General features: G+C 56.8%; 16 protein-coding genes. 8 read left to right on the top strand and 8 right to left on the bottom strand.

Features of this window, described 5'->3' with window-relative positions; genetic code table 11:
• Window positions 1-10 precede the first annotated feature (10 nt).
• The 3 genes from fhuC to fhuB are packed head-to-tail and all read left to right on the top strand — an operon-like array spanning window position 11 to window position 3,677.
• Window positions 11-808 carry a Fe3+-hydroxamate ABC transporter ATP-binding protein FhuC gene (gene fhuC / locus AM329_RS13200; protein ID WP_003856242.1) on the top strand — a complete coding sequence of 266 codons (798 nt, stop codon included), beginning with the start codon at window positions 11-13 and terminating at the stop codon, window positions 806-808.
• The gene (gene fhuD / locus AM329_RS13195) at window positions 808-1,698 is read left to right on the top strand and encodes a Fe(3+)-hydroxamate ABC transporter substrate-binding protein FhuD (RefSeq protein WP_003856240.1); all 891 of its coding nucleotides are present in this window, start codon (window positions 808-810) and stop codon (window positions 1,696-1,698) included. The genes fhuC and fhuD overlap by 1 nt, the downstream gene beginning before the upstream one ends.
• The gene (gene fhuB, locus AM329_RS13190) at window positions 1,695-3,677 is read left to right on the top strand and encodes a Fe(3+)-hydroxamate ABC transporter permease FhuB (protein WP_032608535.1); all 1,983 of its coding nucleotides are present in this window, start codon (window positions 1,695-1,697) and stop codon (window positions 3,675-3,677) included. Before fhuD ends, fhuB begins: the two co-directional genes overlap by 4 nt.
• A gap of 93 nt (window positions 3,678-3,770) precedes the next feature.
• Here the strand turns inward: fhuB and hemL are convergent, their stop codons facing one another.
• Window positions 3,771-5,051: a glutamate-1-semialdehyde 2,1-aminomutase gene (gene hemL, locus AM329_RS13185; RefSeq protein WP_032608536.1), complete on the bottom strand. Its 1,281-nt coding sequence runs from the start codon at window positions 5,049-5,051 to the stop codon at window positions 3,771-3,773.
• A gap of 177 nt (window positions 5,052-5,228) precedes the next feature.
• Between hemL and clcA the strand changes: the two genes are divergently transcribed.
• Complete coding sequence (gene clcA, locus AM329_RS13180; protein ID WP_032608537.1) at window positions 5,229-6,629, top strand: H(+)/Cl(-) exchange transporter ClcA; 1,401 nt, start codon at window positions 5,229-5,231, stop codon at window positions 6,627-6,629.
• Between the two features lie 85 nt (window positions 6,630-6,714).
• The gene (gene erpA / locus AM329_RS13175; RefSeq protein ID WP_003856230.1) at window positions 6,715-7,059 is read left to right on the top strand and encodes an iron-sulfur cluster insertion protein ErpA; all 345 of its coding nucleotides are present in this window, start codon (window positions 6,715-6,717) and stop codon (window positions 7,057-7,059) included.
• Window positions 7,060-7,117: 58 nt separating this feature from the next.
• Here erpA and AM329_RS13170 read toward each other — a convergent pair whose 3' ends face one another.
• Genes AM329_RS13170 through mtnN form a run of 3 tightly spaced genes read right to left on the bottom strand, consistent with a single transcriptional unit; the run spans window position 7,118 to window position 9,264 of the window.
• A complete protein-coding gene (locus AM329_RS13170) occupies window positions 7,118-7,741 on the bottom strand; it encodes a TRIC cation channel family protein (RefSeq protein WP_003856227.1) in 624 nt (207 codons plus the stop codon).
• A gap of 22 nt (window positions 7,742-7,763) precedes the next feature.
• Complete coding sequence (gene btuF, locus AM329_RS13165; RefSeq protein WP_032608538.1) at window positions 7,764-8,573, bottom strand: vitamin B12 ABC transporter substrate-binding protein BtuF; 810 nt, start codon at window positions 8,571-8,573, stop codon at window positions 7,764-7,766.
• Window positions 8,566-9,264, bottom strand: coding sequence for a 5'-methylthioadenosine/S-adenosylhomocysteine nucleosidase (mtnN, locus tag AM329_RS13160; RefSeq protein WP_003856223.1), 699 nt, complete (start codon window positions 9,262-9,264; stop codon window positions 8,566-8,568). The genes btuF and mtnN overlap by 8 nt, the downstream gene beginning before the upstream one ends.
• Window positions 9,265-9,346: 82 nt before the next feature.
• On the opposite strand from mtnN, the gene dgt reads away from it, so the two are divergent.
• From dgt to AM329_RS13145, 3 genes are all read left to right on the top strand, one after another.
• Window positions 9,347-10,861, top strand: coding sequence for a dGTPase (dgt, locus tag AM329_RS13155; RefSeq protein WP_032608540.1), 1,515 nt, complete (start codon window positions 9,347-9,349; stop codon window positions 10,859-10,861).
• 132 nt (window positions 10,862-10,993) lie between these two features.
• Window positions 10,994-12,427: a serine endoprotease DegP gene (gene degP / locus AM329_RS13150; protein WP_003856219.1), complete on the top strand. Its 1,434-nt coding sequence runs from the start codon at window positions 10,994-10,996 to the stop codon at window positions 12,425-12,427.
• 146 nt (window positions 12,428-12,573) lie between these two features.
• Complete coding sequence (locus tag AM329_RS13145; protein WP_032608541.1) at window positions 12,574-13,731, top strand: CdaR family transcriptional regulator; 1,158 nt, start codon at window positions 12,574-12,576, stop codon at window positions 13,729-13,731.
• Between the two features lie 92 nt (window positions 13,732-13,823).
• Here the strand turns inward: AM329_RS13145 and AM329_RS13140 are convergent, their stop codons facing one another.
• From AM329_RS13140 to map, 4 genes are all read right to left on the bottom strand, one after another.
• The gene (locus tag AM329_RS13140; RefSeq protein WP_003856216.1) at window positions 13,824-14,210 is read right to left on the bottom strand and encodes a DUF3461 family protein; all 387 of its coding nucleotides are present in this window, start codon (window positions 14,208-14,210) and stop codon (window positions 13,824-13,826) included.
• Window positions 14,211-14,321: 111 nt separating this feature from the next.
• Window positions 14,322-15,146 (bottom strand): 2,3,4,5-tetrahydropyridine-2,6-dicarboxylate N-succinyltransferase, encoded by an 825-nt coding sequence (gene dapD, locus AM329_RS13135; RefSeq protein WP_003856214.1) that lies wholly within the window; start codon window positions 15,144-15,146, stop codon window positions 14,322-14,324.
• Between the two features lie 32 nt (window positions 15,147-15,178).
• Window positions 15,179-17,854 carry a bifunctional uridylyltransferase/uridylyl-removing protein GlnD gene (gene glnD / locus AM329_RS13130; protein ID WP_003856210.1) on the bottom strand — a complete coding sequence of 892 codons (2,676 nt, stop codon included), beginning with the start codon at window positions 17,852-17,854 and terminating at the stop codon, window positions 15,179-15,181.
• A gap of 62 nt (window positions 17,855-17,916) precedes the next feature.
• Window positions 17,917-18,711, bottom strand: a complete 795-nt coding sequence (gene map / locus AM329_RS13125) for a type I methionyl aminopeptidase (protein ID WP_003856208.1) — start codon at window positions 18,709-18,711, stop codon at window positions 17,917-17,919.
• Window positions 18,712-18,892 lie beyond the last annotated feature (181 nt).

Here is an 18,892-nt window from a genome sequence, read left to right as displayed (position 1 = left end):
GTTGGCTGACATGCAGGATAACAAAACGCAATCCGACTCCACCTTCACGCTCAATAATCTCTCCTTTCGCGTACCCGGGCGCACCTTGCTGCATCCGCTCTCTTTGACGTTTCCCGCAGGTAAAGTGACCGGTTTAATCGGGCACAATGGTTCCGGTAAATCGACGCTGCTGAAGATGCTGGGCCGTCATCAGCCACCGTCCGAGGGCGACATTTTGCTGGATGACCAGCCGCTGGCGAGCTGGAGCAGTAAGGCCTTTGCCCGCAAGGTGGCCTATCTGCCGCAGCAGTTGCCGCAGGCGGAGGGGATGACGGTGCGCGAGCTGGTGGCGATTGGACGTTATCCGTGGCACGGTGCGCTCGGGCGTTTTGGCGTTGCTGACAGAGAGAAAGTGGAAGAGGCGATCGCGCTGGTGGGATTAAAACCGCTGGCGCACCGTCTGGTGGATAGCCTGTCCGGTGGCGAGCGTCAGCGCGCATGGATCGCAATGCTGGTGGCGCAGGACAGCCGCTGCCTGCTGCTCGACGAACCCACGTCGGCGCTGGATATTGCTCATCAGGTTGACGTCCTGGCGCTGGTGCATCGCTTAAGTCAGCAGCGCGGCCTGACGGTGATTGCCGTTCTGCATGATATCAACATGGCGGCACGCTATTGCGACTATCTGGTAGCGCTGCGCGGCGGTGAAATGATCGCTCAGGGTACGCCTGCCGAACTGATGCGTAGCGAAACGCTGGAACATATCTACGGTATTCCTATGGGCATCCTGCCTCACCCGGCCGGGGCTGCACCCGTGAGCTTTGTCTACTGATGCTGGATTCAACTTTCATTAGCCGCCGTCGCCTGCTGACGGCCATGGCGCTCTCACCGCTGCTGTTAAAGATGGGCCCGGCCCGCGCTGCCGCTATCGATCCGCACCGCATCGTGGCGCTGGAGTGGTTGCCCGTTGAACTGATGATGGCGCTGGGCGTGACGCCTTACGGTGTGGCCGATATTCCCAACTACACCCTGTGGGTGAATGAGCCAAAACTGCCGGACTCCGTCATCGACATCGGTCTGCGTACGGAGCCGAACCTTGAGCTTCTCACCCAGATGAAACCGTCTTATTTATTCTGGTCTGCGGGGTATGGTCCGTCGGAAGAGACCATGGCGAAGATTGCGCCCGGACGGGGCTTTTCCTTTAGCGACGGTAAAAAGCCGCTGACCATGGCAAAAAATTCCATCCACGAGATGGCGCAGTTCCTCAACCGTGAGGCTCAGGCGAAAAAACACCTCGATGAATTTGATGCGCTGATTGATTCCCTTAAGCCGCGCTTTGCCCACCGTGGCGATCGGCCTTTGCTGATGGTGACCCTGCTGGATGCCCGCCATATGCTGGTCTTTGGAAATAACTGTCTGTTCCAGGAAGTGCTCGACAGCTTTGGCATTCGCAATGCCTGGGAAGGCGAGATGACGTTCTGGGGCAGTACCGCCGTGGGGATTGACCGTCTGGCGGCGTTTCGTGATGTGGACGTGCTGTGCTTTGACCACGGCAATGAGCGCGAGATGCAAACCCTGATGGCGACCCCGCTCTGGCAGGCAATGCCGTTCGTCCGCGAGCAGCGCTTCCTGCGCGCGCCAGCGGTATGGTTCTACGGCGCGACGCTGTCGGCCATGCATTTTGCCCGCGTGCTGGACAATGCACTGGGAGGCAAGGCATGAGCACGCGTATGGCCCGTTTCCCGATGTTACTGTTAGCAATCATTTTTCTGGCTGCCCTGGCGTTAACCGGCTTTAACCTGACAACGGCGTTGCCGCGCGATCAGTGGGCAGCCGCGTTTGCCGCACCGGATATCGATAATATTCAGCAAATGCTGTTCCACTACAGCCTGCTGCCGCGTCTGGCTATCTCCCTGCTGGTCGGGGCGGGACTGGGACTGGTGGGCGTACTGTTTCAGCAGGTGCTACGTAACCCGCTGGCGGAGCCCACCACGCTGGGCGTGGCGACGGGGGCTCAGTTGGGGATCACCATCACCATTCTCTGGACCCTGCCGGGAGCGTTAACCTCGCAGTTTGCCGCGCTGGCAGGTGCATGCGTGGTCGGTGCGCTGGTCTTTGGCGTGGCCTGGGGAAAACGTCTCTCGCCGGTCACGCTGATCCTCGCGGGGCTGGTCGTCAGCCTCTACTGTGGGGCGATCAACCAGCTGCTGGTGCTGTTTCACCACGACCAGTTGCAAAGCATGTTTATGTGGAGTACCGGCACGCTCACCCAGACCGACTGGAGTATCGTTCAGCGCCTGTGGCCGCAGCTGTTTGGCGGCGTGGTGCTGACACTGCTGCTGCTGCGTCCGCTCACGCTGATGGGCCTGGACGACGGCGTGGCGCGCAATCTCGGGCTGGCGCTGTCGCTGGCGCGTCTGGCGGCCCTGACCCTGGCGATTGTGCTCAGCGCGTTACTGGTTAACGCCGTCGGCATCATCGGCTTTATCGGCCTGTTTGCGCCGCTGCTGGCAAAAATGCTCGGCGCACGCCGTCTGCTGGCGCGCCTGATGCTGGCGCCGCTGATTGGTGCGCTGATCCTCTGGCTTTCCGATCAGCTCATTCTCTGGCTGGCGCGCGTCTGGATGGAAGTTTCCACGGGCTCGGTGACGGCCCTGATCGGCGCGCCGCTGCTGCTGTGGCTCTTGCCGCGCCTGCGCAGCATTAGCGCCCCGGCAATGGATGCCGGCGATAAAGTACATGCTGAGCGTCAGTCGGTGGTGTGGTTCAGCCTTGCCGGGCTGGCAGTGCTGGTTATCGCCTCGTTTGCCGCACTCTCGCTGGGACGCGACGCCACGGGCTGGCATTGGGCGACGGGGGATTTGCTGCATGAACTCATGCAGTGGCGCTGGCCGCGGATCTTCTCCGCGCTGATTGCGGGCGTCATGCTGGCGGTGGCGGGCTGTATTATCCAGCGTCTGACCGGTAACCCGATGGCAAGCCCGGAAGTCCTGGGCATCAGTTCCGGCGCCGCGTTTGGCGTGGTGTTGATGCTGTTTCTCGTGCCGGGGAATGCCTTCGGCTGGCTGATGCCTGCCGGGAGTATCGGTGCGGCGGCGACGCTGATGATTATCCTGATCGCCTCCGGGCGCGGCGGTTTCTCGCCTCACCGCATGCTGCTGGCCGGGATGGCGCTCAGCACCGCATTTACTATGCTGCTGATGATGTTGCAGGCGAGCGGCGATCCGCGCATGGCGCAGATCCTGACCTGGATTTCTGGTTCAACATACAACGCCACCGGCAGTCAGGTGGTGTATACCGGGATTGTAATGATCGTGCTGCTGGCGATTGTGCCGCTGTGCCGTCGCTGGATGACTATTCTGCCGTTGGGTGGGGATACCGCTCGCGCGGTCGGGGTGGCGCTGACGCCAACGCGCATCGCCCTGTTGCTGCTGGCCGCGTGCCTGACGGCGACGGCCACCATGAATATCGGCCCGCTCAGTTTTGTCGGATTAATGGCGCCGCATATCGCCCGTATGATGGGCTTCCGCAGGACTTTGCCACATATCGTGATCTCTGCGCTGACGGGCGGGGCGATCCTGGTCTTTGCTGACTGGTGCGGAAGGATGGTGCTGTTCCCGTATCAGATCCCGGCGGGCCTGCTGTCGACCTTTATCGGCGCGCCGTACTTTATATATCTGTTGAGAAAGCAGAGTCGGTAATAAAAGTAAACGGCAATCCTTAGATTGCCGTTTTAGTGTTTGCTCCCTCTCCCTGTGGGAGAGGGCTGGGGTGAGGGCATCAAGCCGCACATTTTACAGCTTCGCAAACACCTTACGCGCTGCGTCGATGGTGTTATTGATATCTTCTTCGCTGTGCGCCACGGACATAAAGCCCGCTTCAAACGCTGACGGGGCCAGATACACGCCTTCTACCAGCATCAGGTGGAAGAAGCGTTTGAAGCGTTCCACGTCGCATTTCACCACGTCCTGATAGCAGGTCACGGTTTTCGCCTCGGTGAAGAAAATCCCGAACATCCCGCCGACGTGGTTTACCACCAGCGGAATACCCGCGTCTTCTGCGGCTTCCAGCAGACCGTTTGCCAGCTGCGTCGTCCGGTCCGTCAGGGTTTGGTGGATGCCCGGCTGCGCCACTTCGGTCAGACAGGCAAAGCCCGCCGCCATCGCAATCGGGTTACCGGAGAGCGTACCCGCCTGGTAAACCGGACCGGTTGGCGCCAGTGCGTCCATTACGTCCTTACGGCCGCCAAACGCGCCGACAGGCATGCCGCCGCCAATGATCTTGCCGAGGCAGGTCAGATCCGGCTCGACGCCGTAGTATGACTGCGCCCCCGCCAGTGCGACGCGGAAACCGGTCATCACTTCGTCGATGATCAGCAGCGCGCCGAACTCATCGCACAGTGCGCGCAGGCCCGGCAGGAAGTCAGGCTGCGGTGGGATACAGTTCATGTTGCCCGCCACCGGTTCGACGATAATGCAGGCGATCTCCTGCGGATACTGCTCGAACGCCGCGCGAACGGTGTCCAGATCGTTATAGGTGCAGGTGAGGGTGTGTTTTGCGAAGTCAGCCGGCACGCCCGGAGAGTTAGGCTGACCGAGCGTCAGCGCGCCGGAACCGGCTTTTACCAGCAGGCAGTCGGCGTGGCCATGGTAACAGCCTTCGAACTTGATAATCTTGTCACGGCCGGTAAAGCCGCGCGCCAGACGGATGGCGCTCATGGTCGCTTCCGTACCGGAGTTCACCATACGCACCATGTCCATCGTTGGCACCAGCTCGGTGACCAGCTCCGCCATTTTAACTTCCATCTCGGTTGGCGCGCCGAAGCTCAGGCCGCGCTGAGCGGCTTCAATCACCGCGTTGCGGATCGCCGGGTGGTTGTGGCCCAGTACCATCGGGCCCCAGGAGCCGACGTAATCGACATAGGCTTTACCATCCACATCATACAGATATGCGCCATCCGCACGTTCGATAAACAGCGGGGTGCCACCCACGCCGGTAAAGGCGCGCACCGGTGAGTTTACGCCGCCTGGGATAAGCTCGCGGGCTGCGCTGTAGAGGTTTTCAGACTTGCTCATGGCGTCGTTCCTGGTTCGTAGAAATAAGTTAAGGCAACTATTCTAAGTGATTCGGAAGAGGTTATAAAATTTTTGCCCCTCAGAAGGCTTAACAATTGTTAAGTATTTTTCAGGGGACGAGGGGATTGTCTCTGGTAAAATCCCTGCGGCCATTTGTATGACGAAACAGAAAAGGTAATGAACGAGAACACTCCGTCTTTTGAACAACAGCAGTTTACGCGCGCGAAGCGCCGGGTCAGCATCCGGCGGCTGCTCAACCGTGACAAAACCCCGTTGGCCATTCTGCTGGCAGCTGCCGTTGTGGGCACGCTGGCCGGTCTCGTGGGCGTCGCGTTTGAAAAAGCCGTCAACGCGGTGCTCAACTGGCGCATAGGCACCGTCGCCAGCTTTGCGGATCGGGAATGGCTGGTCTGGGTGTGGGCCTTTGGCCTTTCGGCCCTGTTTGCCATGGTGGGCTATTTCCTGGTACGTAAATTCGCACCCGAAGCGGGCGGCTCGGGGATCCCGGAAATTGAGGGGGCGCTGGAGGAGCTACGCCCGGTTCGCTGGTGGCGGGTACTTCCTGTGAAATTTATCGGCGGGATGGGAACGCTCGGGGCGGGCATGGTGCTCGGTCGGGAAGGGCCAACGGTACAGCTGGGCGGTAACGTCGGGCGCATGGTCGGCGATCTGTTCCGTATGCGCAGCGCCGAAGCACGGCATACGTTGCTGGCGACGGGGGCGGCGGCGGGGCTGTCTGCGGCGTTTAACGCGCCGCTGGCGGGTATCCTGTTTATCATTGAAGAGATGCGCGCCCAGTTCCGCTACAACCTGATCTCCATTAAAGCGGTGTTTACCGGCGTGATTATGTCGAGCATTGTCTTTCGCGTCTTTAATGGCGAAGGGGCGGTGATTGAAGTTGGCAAGCTGACCAATGCGCCGGTCAATACTTTGTGGCTGTATCTGGTTCTTGGGATGATTTTTGGCGTCGTTGGCCCGCTTTTTAACACCCTGATTTTACGGGCTCAGGATATGTTTCAGCGCATCCATGGCGGAAATACCACGAAATGGGTGCTGGTGGGGGGCCTGCTTGGCGGCGTGTGCGGGATCCTCGGCTTCATCGAACCGAACGCGGCGGGCGGCGGTTTCGGCCTGATTCCCATTGCCGCGGCGGGGAATTTCAGCGTGGGGCTGCTGCTGTTTATGTTTATCTCGCGGGTTATCACGACCGTGCTGTGCTTCTCCTCCGGCGCACCGGGCGGCATATTTGCCCCGATGCTGGCGCTGGGAACGCTGCTGGGCACGGCGTTTGGCATGGCGGCAGCGGTTGGCTTCCCGGCCTATCATCTGGACGCGGGGACGTTTGCGGTGGCGGGAATGGGGGCGCTGCTGGCGGCCTCCCTGCGCGCGCCGCTTACCGGGATCGTACTGGTGCTGGAAATGACCGACAATTACCAGCTCATTTTGCCAATGATCATTACCTGTCTCGGCGCGACACTATTAGCCCAATTCCTGGGTGGAAAACCGCTATACTCCACCATTCTTGCCCGTACCCTGGCGAAACAGGAAGCTGAACAGGCCCTGAAGCAGAATACTTGAATGAATTACCAGGGTATTAGATAATGACAAAAAGAATTGGGTGATTTTTGCCCAATAGCAGTCGCAGTATTCATGGGAGCATAAGATGAGTGATGACGTAGCGTTGCCGCTGGAATTTACCGAAGCAGCAGCGAAAAAAGTGAAAACCCTGATTGCCGACGAGGACAATCCGGATCTGAAACTGCGTGTTTATATTACCGGCGGCGGCTGTAGTGGCTTCCAGTATGGTTTTACCTTTGACGACCAGGTTAACGATGGTGATATGACTATCGAGAAACAGGGCGTCGCGCTGGTGGTTGATCCGATGAGCCTGCAATATCTGGTGGGCGGTTCAGTGGACTACACTGAAGGTCTGGAAGGTTCGCGCTTTGTGGTGACTAACCCGAATGCGACCAGCACCTGCGGGTGTGGTTCTTCGTTCAGTATTTAAGCCTGGACGCAGATTGTAGGCCCGGTAAGCGAAGCGCTACCGGGCTTATAAACGACACCTATCTTGAATTTTCATCCAGCGCAAAGGTCGGCAGCTTCAGGTGCCAGCGTATCGCCGCTAAACGGATCACCAGCGTGACCACCATCCCCAGCATCGCCGCATTCTCCAGCGGGACAGCAAAGGTGTAATACGCCGTGGCGTGAACGATCCCCCCGATGATACAGGCCGTCGCGTAGATTTCCGTTCGCAGGATCATCGGGACTTCTCGCGCCAGTATGTCGCGAATAATCCCTCCGCCCACGCCAGTTAACACCCCCATGCAGATCGCCACCAGCGGGCCAGTCCCGGCAATAAAGGCTTTGTTCACGCCTATTCCCACAAAGACCGCCAGACCGACGGCATCCAGCACCGGTAATATCCATTTTGGCAGTCTGCGAGGCTGACGAACCAGCACGATGGTTAACAGGCAGGTGACCATCGCCACCACCAGATCCGTGGGATCTTTTACCCAAAATACCGGGCCATTTGCCAGCGCCATATCGCGGATCGTTCCGCCTCCCACCGCCGTAACGACGCCGAGCACCAGTACGCCAAAAGGATCCATGCGTAGTTTTCCGGCAAGCAAAACGCCGGAGATAGCAAAAACGGCTGTGCCAAGAATATCCAGCCAATACACGAGCATCGTTAAATCCTCGAAGGGGTATTTATCTGTTTGAGTGACTCTCTGCCAGTTCGGCGCAGAGTTGTTTTGCGGCGAGGATAATACGCGGGCTGGCGCGTTCAAACCAGTCGCTGTTGAGTGCGATGACCGGAATTTTAAGCTGCCGATGCCAGAATTGTTCTATTTTAGGAATCTCGCTCGCATTTCCGACCACCACAATGGCCTGCGGTTGTCGCGCCAGAACCTGCTCACGACTGACCTGGGGCCAGGGGACCCGACTTTCGGCAAAGATATTTTCACCTCCACAGGTTTCAAGCACCTGGTTCTGGATCGAACCTTTCCCGGTAGTGAACAGCGGCTGGCTGCCAAATTGCAGAAAAACGCGTTGTTTCGGTTGCGTGCCGTATCGGGCTTTTAGCGCGGCATAGTCGTTGAGCATCTGCTGTGCAGCCTGTCCGGCGCGTTGGGGGGTAGGGCTGAAGGGCGCGAGGTCACGGAGGGTTTGCGCCACCTGTTCGATGCTCACCGCGTCCACCCATTTAACCGTTATTCCCAGCGAAGAGAGCTGGTTTACCTGCCGTTCGGCATTACCGCCGCGCCAGGCGAGTACCAGATCGGGCTTTAGCGCAACGATGCGTTCCAGATTCATTCCCTGCCAGGTGGCAACCTGTTCGATTTGGGCGGCCTGCGGTGGATAATCGGAAAAGCTGCTCACCGCAACGGGCGTGATCCCGGCGGCAAAAGCCAGTTCCGTATTGGCAGGGGAGAGTGTGATCACCCGCGGCGCGGCGATGAGCCAGGCCGGAGCGAACAGAAGCAGGGCGACCAGCGCCCTGAATGACACCTTACCCACGCGCCAGTTTCTGCACCAGGGTTTCCACCATCACGGTGGACTGCTTGGCCGCAACGGCCAGGAACTCGTCGAAGCTGATGTGGGACTGCTGGTCCGCTACGTCAGAGATCGCGCGAACGACCACGAACGGCACGCTGAAGTTATGGCACACGTGCGCAATGGCCGTGGCTTCCATCTCAACGGCCACAGCCTGCGGGAAGTTATGACGGATTTTCGCCAGACCAACAGAGCCGTTGATAAAGGCATCGCCGCTGACGATCAGGCCACGCACCGCATTGAGGTTCAGCTCGTTGATGCAGCTTTCAGCGGCGGCAATCAGCTTATCATCCGCTTTAAACCCGGCCGGGCAGCCCGGAAGCTGACCATATTCGTAGCCGAATGCGGTGACGTCTGCATCGTGGTAACGCGCTTCGTCGGAAACCACGATATCGCCCACTTTCAGCGTCGGCGCCAGACCGCCCGCAGAACCTGTATTAATGATAACGTCAGGCTTGCAGCGCTCAAGCAGCAGGGTCGCGCCCAGTGCCGCTGCAACTTTACCGATGCCTGATTTCAGCAGAGCCACGTCAACACCGTTCAGCTGGCCGGTGTAGATCTCACAGCCACCGAGGGAGAGGGTCTGACGGTTCTCAATTTTGTCACGCAGCAGCGTAACTTCTTCTTCCATTGCACCAATAATGCCGATTTTCATAGATTTACTCGCGATGTGCCTTGTTAAGATGCATAGTCTATCATGCGGTTAAGGGGAAACGCATTCTCACGCGGGGGAGCACATGGCACCAATCGATTTTCGCACCAAAATTAACTGGCACCGACGTTTCCGTTCGCCACAGGGCGATAAGAGCGAACATGAGATCCTGCGCATTTTTGAAAGCGATCGCGGACGCATCATCAATTCGCCCGCCATCCGCCGGTTACAGCAAAAAACCCAGGTGTTCCCGCTGGAGCGTAACGCCGCGGTGCGTACGCGGTTAACGCACTCCATGGAAGTGCAGCAGGTGGGACGCTACATTGCGAAAGAGATCCTCAGCCGCCTTAAAGAGCAACGTCTGCTGGAAACCTACGGACTGGATGAACTGACCGGCCCGTTCGAAAGCATCGTTGAGATGGCCTGCCTGATGCACGATATCGGCAATCCTCCCTTTGGTCATTTCGGCGAGGCCGCCATCAATGACTGGTTTAAACAGCGGCTTTTTCCCTCTGATGCCATAAGCCAGCCGCTCAGCGATGACCGCTGTTTGGTACGCGATTTACGCCTGCGTGAAGGTGAAGATAGCCTGAACGATCTGCGCCGTAAGGTGCGCCAGGATCTGTGTCATTTCGAAGGTAACGCGCAGGGGATCCGTTTGGTGCACTCCCTGATGCGGATGAATCTGACCTGGGCCCAGGTGGGCTGTATTCTTAAATACACGCGTCCCGCGTGGTGGACCGGAGAAACGCCCGCCACGCATAGCTACCTGATGAAAAAACCGGGCTATTACTTATCGGAAGAAGCATATATCGCGCGGTTGCGTAAAGAACTGTCTCTGACCCCCAATGGCCGTTTTCCATTGACATGGATTATGGAAGCGGCTGATGACATTTCTTATTGCGTGGCCGATCTGGAAGACGCGGTGGAAAAAAGAATATTCAGCGTCGAGGAGCTGTATCAGCATCTTCATGATGCCTGGGGAGAGCATGAAAAAGGTTCTCTGTTTGCGCAGGTCGTCGAGAATGCCTGGGATAAATCGCGTTCAAATTCGCTGAGCCGCAGTACCGAAGATCAGTTCTTTATGTATTTGCGAGTAAACACGCTGAATAAACTGGTGCCGTATGCAGCCGCCCGTTTCATTGATAATTTGCCGATGATATTTAGCGGGGAATTTAATCACGCCCTGCTGGAAGATGAGAGCAGTTTTAGCCAGCTTCTTGAATTATATAAAAACGTGGCTGTTCGCCATGTTTTCAGCCACCCGGATGTCGAGCAGCTGGAGCTGCAAGGATACCGGGTTATCAGCGGGTTGCTGGAGATTTATGGCCCGCTGCTCCAGCTGACGGTCGATGAGTTTAGCGAGCTGGTCGAAAATGAACGTGTTCGCCGCCTGCCGATTGAATCTCGTCTCTATCAGAAGCTTTCAACGCGCCACCGGCTGGCATACATTGAAGCCGTCAGTAAAATAGAACGTCATTCTTCCCAATGGCCAGTCATGGAATATTATTATCGCTGTCGTCTTATCCAGGACTATATCAGCGGGATGACAGATTTGTATGCCTGGGATGAATACCGCAAGCTTATGGCCGTTGAATAAGCCATGAGTTTTGTAAAGACGACCAATAAATTTTTACTTTTTCCATAAACTTAATCCCGGAACTAAGCGGTATAAAACGAATCTGAGTTACACAGCAATTTTGCGTTATCTGGTAAATCGAGATTGAGAAACATGAAAAAAACCACATTAGCAATGAGTGCACTGGCTCTGAGTTTAGGTTTAGCGCTGTCCCCTCTGGCGACGGCGGCCGAGACAGCTTCCTCGGCAGCGACTGCGCAGCAGATGCCAAGCCTGGCCCCGATGCTCGAAAAAGTGATGCCATCGGTGGTGAGTATTAACGTTGAGGGCAGCACAACCGTCAATACGCCGCGTATGCCGCGTAATTTCCAGCAGTTCTTCGGCGACAATTCGCCATTCTGCCAGGACGGTTCGCCATTCCAGAGCTCCCCGTTCTGTCAGGGCGGCGGTGCAGGGGATGACGGCATGGGCGGCGGCCAGCAGCAGAAATTCATGGCACTCGGCTCGGGCGTGATTATTGATGCAGCCAAAGGCTACGTGGTGACCAATAACCACGTGGTGGATAATGCTAACACCATTAAGGTGCAGATGAGCGATGGCCGTAAATTCGATGCCAAAGTGGTCGGTAAAGACCCGCGCTCCGATATCGCGCTGATTCAAATCCAGGATCCGAAGAACCTGACGGCGATTAAGCTTGCCGACTCTGACGCGCTGCGCGTGGGTGACTACACCGTCGCCATCGGTAACCCGTTTGGTCTGGGCGAAACCGTGACCTCGGGTATCGTCTCGGCGCTGGGACGTAGCGGCCTGAATGCGGAAAACTATGAAAACTTCATCCAGACGGATGCGGCCATTAACCGTGGTAATTCCGGCGGTGCGCTGGTTAACCTGAATGGTGAACTGATCGGTATCAACACCGCTATCCTGGCACCGGACGGTGGCAACATCGGTATCGGCTTTGCTATCCCGAGCAACATGGTGAAAAACCTGACTGCGCAGATGGTGCAATATGGACAGGTGAAACGCGGTGAGCTGGGTATCATGGGTACCGAGCTGAACTCCGAGCTGGCGAAAGCGATGAAAGTAGACGCTCAGCGCGGCGCATTCGTAAGCCAGGTCATGCCGAACTCCTCGGCGGCGAAAGCCGGCATTAAAGCGGGTGACGTGATCACCTCTCTGAACGGTAAACCGATCAGCAGCTTTGCCGCCCTGCGTGCGGAAGTGGGTTCTATGCCAATCGGCAGTAAAGTGACCCTCGGCCTGCTGCGTGAAGGTAAGCCGGTTAACGTGAGCCTGGAACTGCAACAGAGCAGTCAGAATCAGGTGGATTCCAGCACCATCTTCAGCGGTATTGAAGGTGCTGAGATGAGCAACAAAGGGGCAGATAAAGGCGTGGTGGTGAACAACGTGAAAGCGAACTCACCTGCTGCCCGTATCGGCCTGAAAAAAGGTGATGTGATCATGGGCGCTAACCAGCAGCCGGTGAAAAACATCGCTGAACTGCGCAAAATTCTCGACAGCAAGCCGTCCGTGCTGGCACTGAATATTCAGCGTGGTGATACTTCTATTTATCTCCTGATGCAGTAATCATCTTAAGCCCCTGTTCGCAGGGGCTTTCTCGTTTCTGTGACCTTTCCCACAACTCCATACATCTCTCTCTGCCTTTGGGCATCTGCACAATGCAGCCTTAGCTGAACTTCCCTATGCTTGAGCTCTGCTCACGGGAGGGTTTTATGGCTGGCTGGCATTTTGATACCAAAATGGCGCAGGATATCGTGGCGCGAACCATGCGCATCATTGATACCAATATCAACGTAATGGATGCCCGTGGGCGCATTATCGGCAGCGGCGATCGTGAGCGTATTGGGGAATTGCACGAAGGGGCGTTGCTGGTGCTCTCTCAGGGGCGCGTGGTCGACATCGATGACGCCGTGGCGAAACATCTGCACGGGGTTCGTCAGGGGATCAACCTGCCGCTGCGTCTGGAAGGAGAGATTGTTGGCGTTATCGGTCTGACCGGCGATCCTGAATCGCTGCGTAAATACGGTGAGCTGGTCTGCATGACGGCGGAGATGATGCTGGAGCAGTCGCGTCTGATGCACCTGCTCGCCCAGGACAGCCGCCTGCGCGAAGAGCTGGTGATGAATTTGATTCAGGCGGAGGAGCATACGCCTGCCCTGAGCGAGTGGGCGCAGCGTCTGGGTATCGACCTGAATCAGCCGCGCGTGGTTGCCGTTATTGAGGTGGATAGCGGCCAGCTTGGCGTGGACAGCGCCATGGTGGAGCTACAGCAGCTGCAAAACATGCTGGCGACGCCGGAGCGTAACAACCTGGTGGCAATCGTCTCTTTAACGGAAATGGTGGTGCTCAAGCCTGCGCTTAATCAGTTTGGCCGCTGGGACGCGGAAGATCATCGTCGCCGCGTTGAGCTGCTCATCGAGCGCATGAAGGAGAACGGACAGCTCCGTTTTCGCGTCGCGCTGGGAAATTACTTTACCGGGCCGGGGAGTATCGCCCGTTCATGGCGAACGGCGCGCACCACCATGATGGTGGGTAAACAGCGCATGCCGGAGAGCCGCAGTTATTTCTATCAGGATCTGATGCTGCCGGTCCTGCTCGACAGCCTGCGCGGTGGCTGGCAGGCCAACGAGCTGGCGCGTCCGCTTGTGCGTCTGAAAGCGATGGACAATAACGGACTGCTGCGCCGCACGTTGCAGGCATGGTTCCGGCATAACGTGCAGCCGCTGGCAACGTCAAAAGCGCTGTTTATTCACCGTAATACGCTGGAGTATCGGCTTAACCGGATCTCGGAACTGACGGGGCTGGATTTAGGGAATTTTGACGACCGGCTACTGCTGTATGTGGCGTTGCAGCTGGATGAGCAGAGATAGCTGAGTGCGGTCTGGTGCCCTCACCCCATCCCTCTCCCACAGGGAGAGGGCGCAAACATTAAAAACGGCAATCAAGGATTGCCGTTTTGCTTTTATTTCCGCGTCAATTTCTCAAGATCCGCTTCAATCTCGCTGATCTTATTGGTGACTACGCTTTCCAGGTGACGCAGGTCGTCAAGGATCTTACGTTTCAGATCGACTTCGCTGCGATCGCGCTGGCAGATTTGATCGAGTTCGTCGATCACGTAGCGCAGGTTAGGGCTGATTTCCTGTACTTCTTTATATCCCTGACCGATACCGTCAGCGACAACGGTCTTACGCTGGCGAGGGTATTTAAACTTCACGCTTTTGGCGAAGAACTCTCCTTTGTCCTTGTGAAAATAGATTTTCAAAATATCGTTATTGGCTTCCTGGCGAAGACTATAACGATCAATTTCATCAGGATTGGTAATGCCCAGACTTTTCAGATTATCGTACATAGCGGTACCCTTGATCTCAACATAACCTATGAATAATTAACGAAAAAATCTATTTTCGCCACCTTCGGATATAAAAAAAGCGGGGTTGCCCCCGCTTTTTGTTATACCCGATTAATCGATGGTGCGCAGCAGTTCATTGATGCCTACTTTACCGCGCGTTTTCGCGTCCACTTTTTTCACGATGACCGCGCAATACAGGCTGTATTTGCCATCTTTAGACGGCAGGTTGCCGGAAACCACAACGGAACCGGCTGGAACGCGGCCGTAGTGAATTTCACCGGTTTCGCGATCGTAAATACGGGTGCTCTGGCCAATGTACACGCCCATGGAGATCACAGAACCTTCTTCGACGATCACGCCTTCAACCACTTCGGAACGTGCGCCGATGAAGCAGTTGTCTTCGATGATGGTTGGGTTAGCCTGAAGTGGCTCAAGAACGCCACCGATGCCCACGCCGCCGGACAGGTGAACGTTTTTACCGATCTGCGCGCAGGAGCCGACGGTAGCCCAGGTGTCCACCATGGTGCCTTCGTCAACGTAGGCGCCGATGTTCACGTAGGATGGCATCAGCACGGTGTTGCGTGCGATGAATGCCCCCTGACGAACGGCTGCCGGTGGTACTACGCGGAAGCCCTCTTTCTGGAAGCGCGCTTCGTCGTAATCCGCAAATTTCATTGGCACTTTATCGAAGTAGCGGCTTTCTGCTCCGTCGATAACCTGGTTATCGTTGATGCGGAAAGAGAGCAGCACAGCTTTCTTCAGCCATTGATGAGTAACCCACTGACCGTCGATTTTTTCTGCCACGCGCAGCGCGCCGGAATCCAGCAGGGAAATAACCTGGTTTACCGCTTCACGGGTCACGGTATCCACATTTGCCGGAGTGATGTCGGCGCGACGCTCAAAAGCGGACTCAATAACGTTCTGTAACTGCTGCATTGTTTACTCTTTCCATTTCACTAAAAAACACGTCACCCTTTATCGTTTGGATTGAGGGCTGCTGTCAACCGTTGTTGCACTTCAAGTTGCAGGTCATTATTAAGGGCACGCCGGTCGGCTGTCGCGATTATAAATAAATCTTCTACTCGTTCGCCAATCGTTGTAATTCGGGCGCCGTGAAGCGAAATTCCCAGATCGGCAAAAACCTGGCCGACGCGGGCGAGTAGCCCTGGCTGGTCGAGCGCAATCAACTCAAGGAACGATTTACGGTCGGTATGGGTCGGCAGGAAATTGACCTCGGTATCGACGGTAAAGTGGCGCAGTTTTGCCGCCTGACGGCGCGGCTGCGGAGGTTGCCAGCTGCGCTGCGTAATCGCCTGCTCAAGGCCAAAGCGTATCCCCTCATGCCTGTCCGACGACAGCGGGCTGCCGTCCGGCTCCAGCACAATAAAGGTGTCCATCGCCATGCCGTCGCGGGTGGTAAAAATCTGCGCGTCGTGAACGCTCAGGTTACGCCTGTCCAGCTCGGCACAGACCGCTGCAAACAAATAAGGCCGGTCCGGGCTCCAGATAAAGATCTCCGTCCCGCCGCGCGTGGCCTGCGGGCTAAGCAGAATCATCGGTTTCGTCAGATCGTGCTTCAGCAGATGCCGGGCGTGCCAGGCAAGCTGGTTTGGGCTGTGGCGTACAAAGTAGTTGGCGCGACAGCGCGCCCAAATCTGATGCAGCGCCTCTTCGTTGATGTTATCCATGCGCAGCAGGGCCAGCGCTTGCAACTGGTGATGGCGCACACGCTCGCGCATGTCCGGGGTATTCTGCATCCCGCGACGCAGCTGTTTTTCGGTGGCGAAGTACAGCTCGCGCAGCAGGCTCTGCTTCCAGCTGTTCCATAGGGTTTCGTTGGTGGCGCAGATATCGGCTACCGTCAGGCAGACCAGGTAGCGCAGGCGGTTCTCCGTTTGCACTTCCTCGGCGAACTGCTTGATTACTTCCGGATCCTGAATATCACGACGCTGAGCGGTAACCGACATCAGCAGATGATGGCGAACCAGCCAGGCGATAAGCTGCGTTTCACGCGAGTTCAGGCCGTGCAGCTCGGCAAATTTCAGCACGTCCTGGGCACCGAGTACGGAGTGGTCGCCGCCGCGACCTTTGGCGATATCATGGAACAGAGCAGCGATCAGGATCAGCTCCGGGTGTGCCAGACGTGGCCACAGATCAACGCACAGCGGATGGCGGGATCGCGTCTCTTCTTTAGCGAAACTTTCCAGCTTCAGCATGACGCGGATCGTGTGCTCATCCACCGTATAGGCGTGAAACAGGTCGAACTGCATCTGCCCGACAATATGCGACCACTGAGGCATATAGGCCCACAGCACGCTGTGACGGTGCATTGGCAGCAGTCCGCGGCTGACGGCGCCCGGATGACGAAGCATGCTCAGGAACAACGAGCGCGCCTCCGGGATGTAACACAGCGGCTGCTTCAGATGACGCCGTGCATGGCGCAGATGACGCAGGGTAGTGGAGTAGATCCCGGTGATCGTGCTGTTGCGCACCATGGTATAGAACATTCGCAGGATCGCTTCCGGTTCGCGAATGAACAGCGTTTCGTCGCGCAGATCGATCAGCGTGCCGCGCAGCTGAAATTCGTCATCAATCGGACGCGGTTTTTCGTCTGCCGTCAGCGCGAGGATCGCCTCATCGAACAGCTGTAACAGCATCTGGTTCAGCTCAGAGACGCGGCGGGTGACGCGGAAGAAATCCTTCATCATTTGCTCGACCGGCTCGTTGCCCTCGCCCTGGTAATTCAGGCGCTGCGCCACGCTGAGCTGTCGGTCAAACAGCAGGCGGTTATCGTAGCGGGTGACTTCCAGGTGCAGGGCAAAACGGATGCGCCACAGCAGATGCAGACACTCATTGAGTTCGTTACGTTCGGCTTCGGTCAGAAAACCAAACCCGACCATTTCGTCCAGCGATGTTGCCCCAAAATGGCGACGGGCGACCCATTGCAGCGTGTGGATATCGCGCAGGCCACCGGGGCTGCTTTTAATATCCGGTTCGAGATTATAGCTGGTACCGTGATAGCGCTGGTGGCGCTGGTTTTGTTCTTCGACTTTCGCAGCGAAGAATTTTTCCGAAGGCCAGAAGCCGTCGCTAAAGATGTGCTTTTGCAGTTCGAGGAACAGCGCCACGTCGCCAATCAGGAGGCGGGTTTCAATCAGGTTGGTGGCGACGGTCAGGTCAGATAACCCTTCCAGCAGACACTCTTCCAGCGTGCGTACGCTGTGGCCCACTTCCAGCTTTACGTCCCAGAGCAGGGTCAACAGTTCACCGATTTTCTGCGCCCGATCGTCCGGCAGTTTTTTACGGCTTAAGATCAGCAGGTCGATATCAGAGAGCGGATGCAGTTCACCCCGGCCATAGCCGCCAACAGCAACCAGCGCGACGTCGCTCACCTGTCCGAAACCGTAGTCGATCCAGAGACGTTGCAGGAGCTGGTCGATAAATTCGGTGCGCGCTTCAATGAGCTGCTCGGCCGAAACGCCTGCGTCAAATGCGCTTCCCAGCCAGCGATGGAAAACCTCCATGTGGGCTTTGATATGCGCGCAGGTCAGTTCATGCGGTGGCCAGACGCCCGGGTTATCAGGCTGGTCGGGGAGGGTGGGAAGTGCTGTGTTAGCATACTGTTCGGGTAAGAGATTACTCATCGTGCGCCACCCATAAGAAAAAGCTATCGCCATTAAAAAAGCCGGCATTCGCCGGCTTCTTATCACTCAATGTTCGTCAGTATCGCCGGGATGGTGTCATCCTTGCGCAACGTCATAATTTCGCAGCCGTTGTCTGTAACCACAATAGTATGCTCGTACTGGGCAGACAAGCTTCTGTCTTTGGTTTTTACCGTCCAGCCATCTTTCATGGTACGGATGCGGTAATCACCCGCGTTGACCATTGGCTCGATCGTGAAGGTCATGCCCTTTTGCAGCACTACGCCGCCGTCGTCTGCATCGTAGTGCAGAACCTGCGGTTCTTCATGGAACACACGACCAATACCGTGACCGCAATATTCGCGCACCACGGAGAAACCTTCCGCTTCCACAAATTTCTGGATTGCGGCGCCGATGGTGCGCAGGCGGATGCCCGGCTTCACCATTTTCAGCGCCAGGTAGAGGCTCTCTTGCGTTACTTTGCACAGACGCTCGCCCAGAATCGTTGGCTTGCCAACGATGAACATCTTAGAGGTGTCGCCGTGGTAGTCGTCTTTGATGACGGTCACGTCGATGTTGACGATGTCGCCATCTTTCAGCAGCTTCTCGTCATCCGGAATGCCGTGGCAAACCACTTCATTAATAGAGATGCAGACGGATTTCGGGAAACCGTGATAGCCAAGGCAGGCGGAGACCGCGTGCTGTTCGTTGACGATATAGTCGTTACAGATGCGATCCAGTTCGCCAGTGCTGACGCCCGGTTTCACAAACGGCTCAATCATTTCCAGCACGTCCGCGGCCAGACGACCGGCGACGCGCATCTTTTCAATTTCTTCAGGTGTCTTAATAGAGATAGCCATGTAATCTGTCCATCGGTGTCGATTTTTTCGACAATACTAGTGTAAGTGTTGTCAATGGTATCAGTCAGGCGCACCCCGTGCCAAATTGAGAATCATTAACAGCACACTCCGCCAACAATTATTGGTTTCTGGCCGTGTTTTGTGATATAAAGCGCGCCGGACTTCCGATCCATCTCAGATA

The sequence above is a fragment of the Enterobacter cloacae complex sp. AR_0002 genome (assembly GCF_001922365.1).
Lineage (GTDB): Bacteria > Pseudomonadota > Gammaproteobacteria > Enterobacterales > Enterobacteriaceae > Enterobacter > Enterobacter hormaechei_C.
This window is presented reverse-complemented; position numbering and strand designations above follow the sequence as displayed.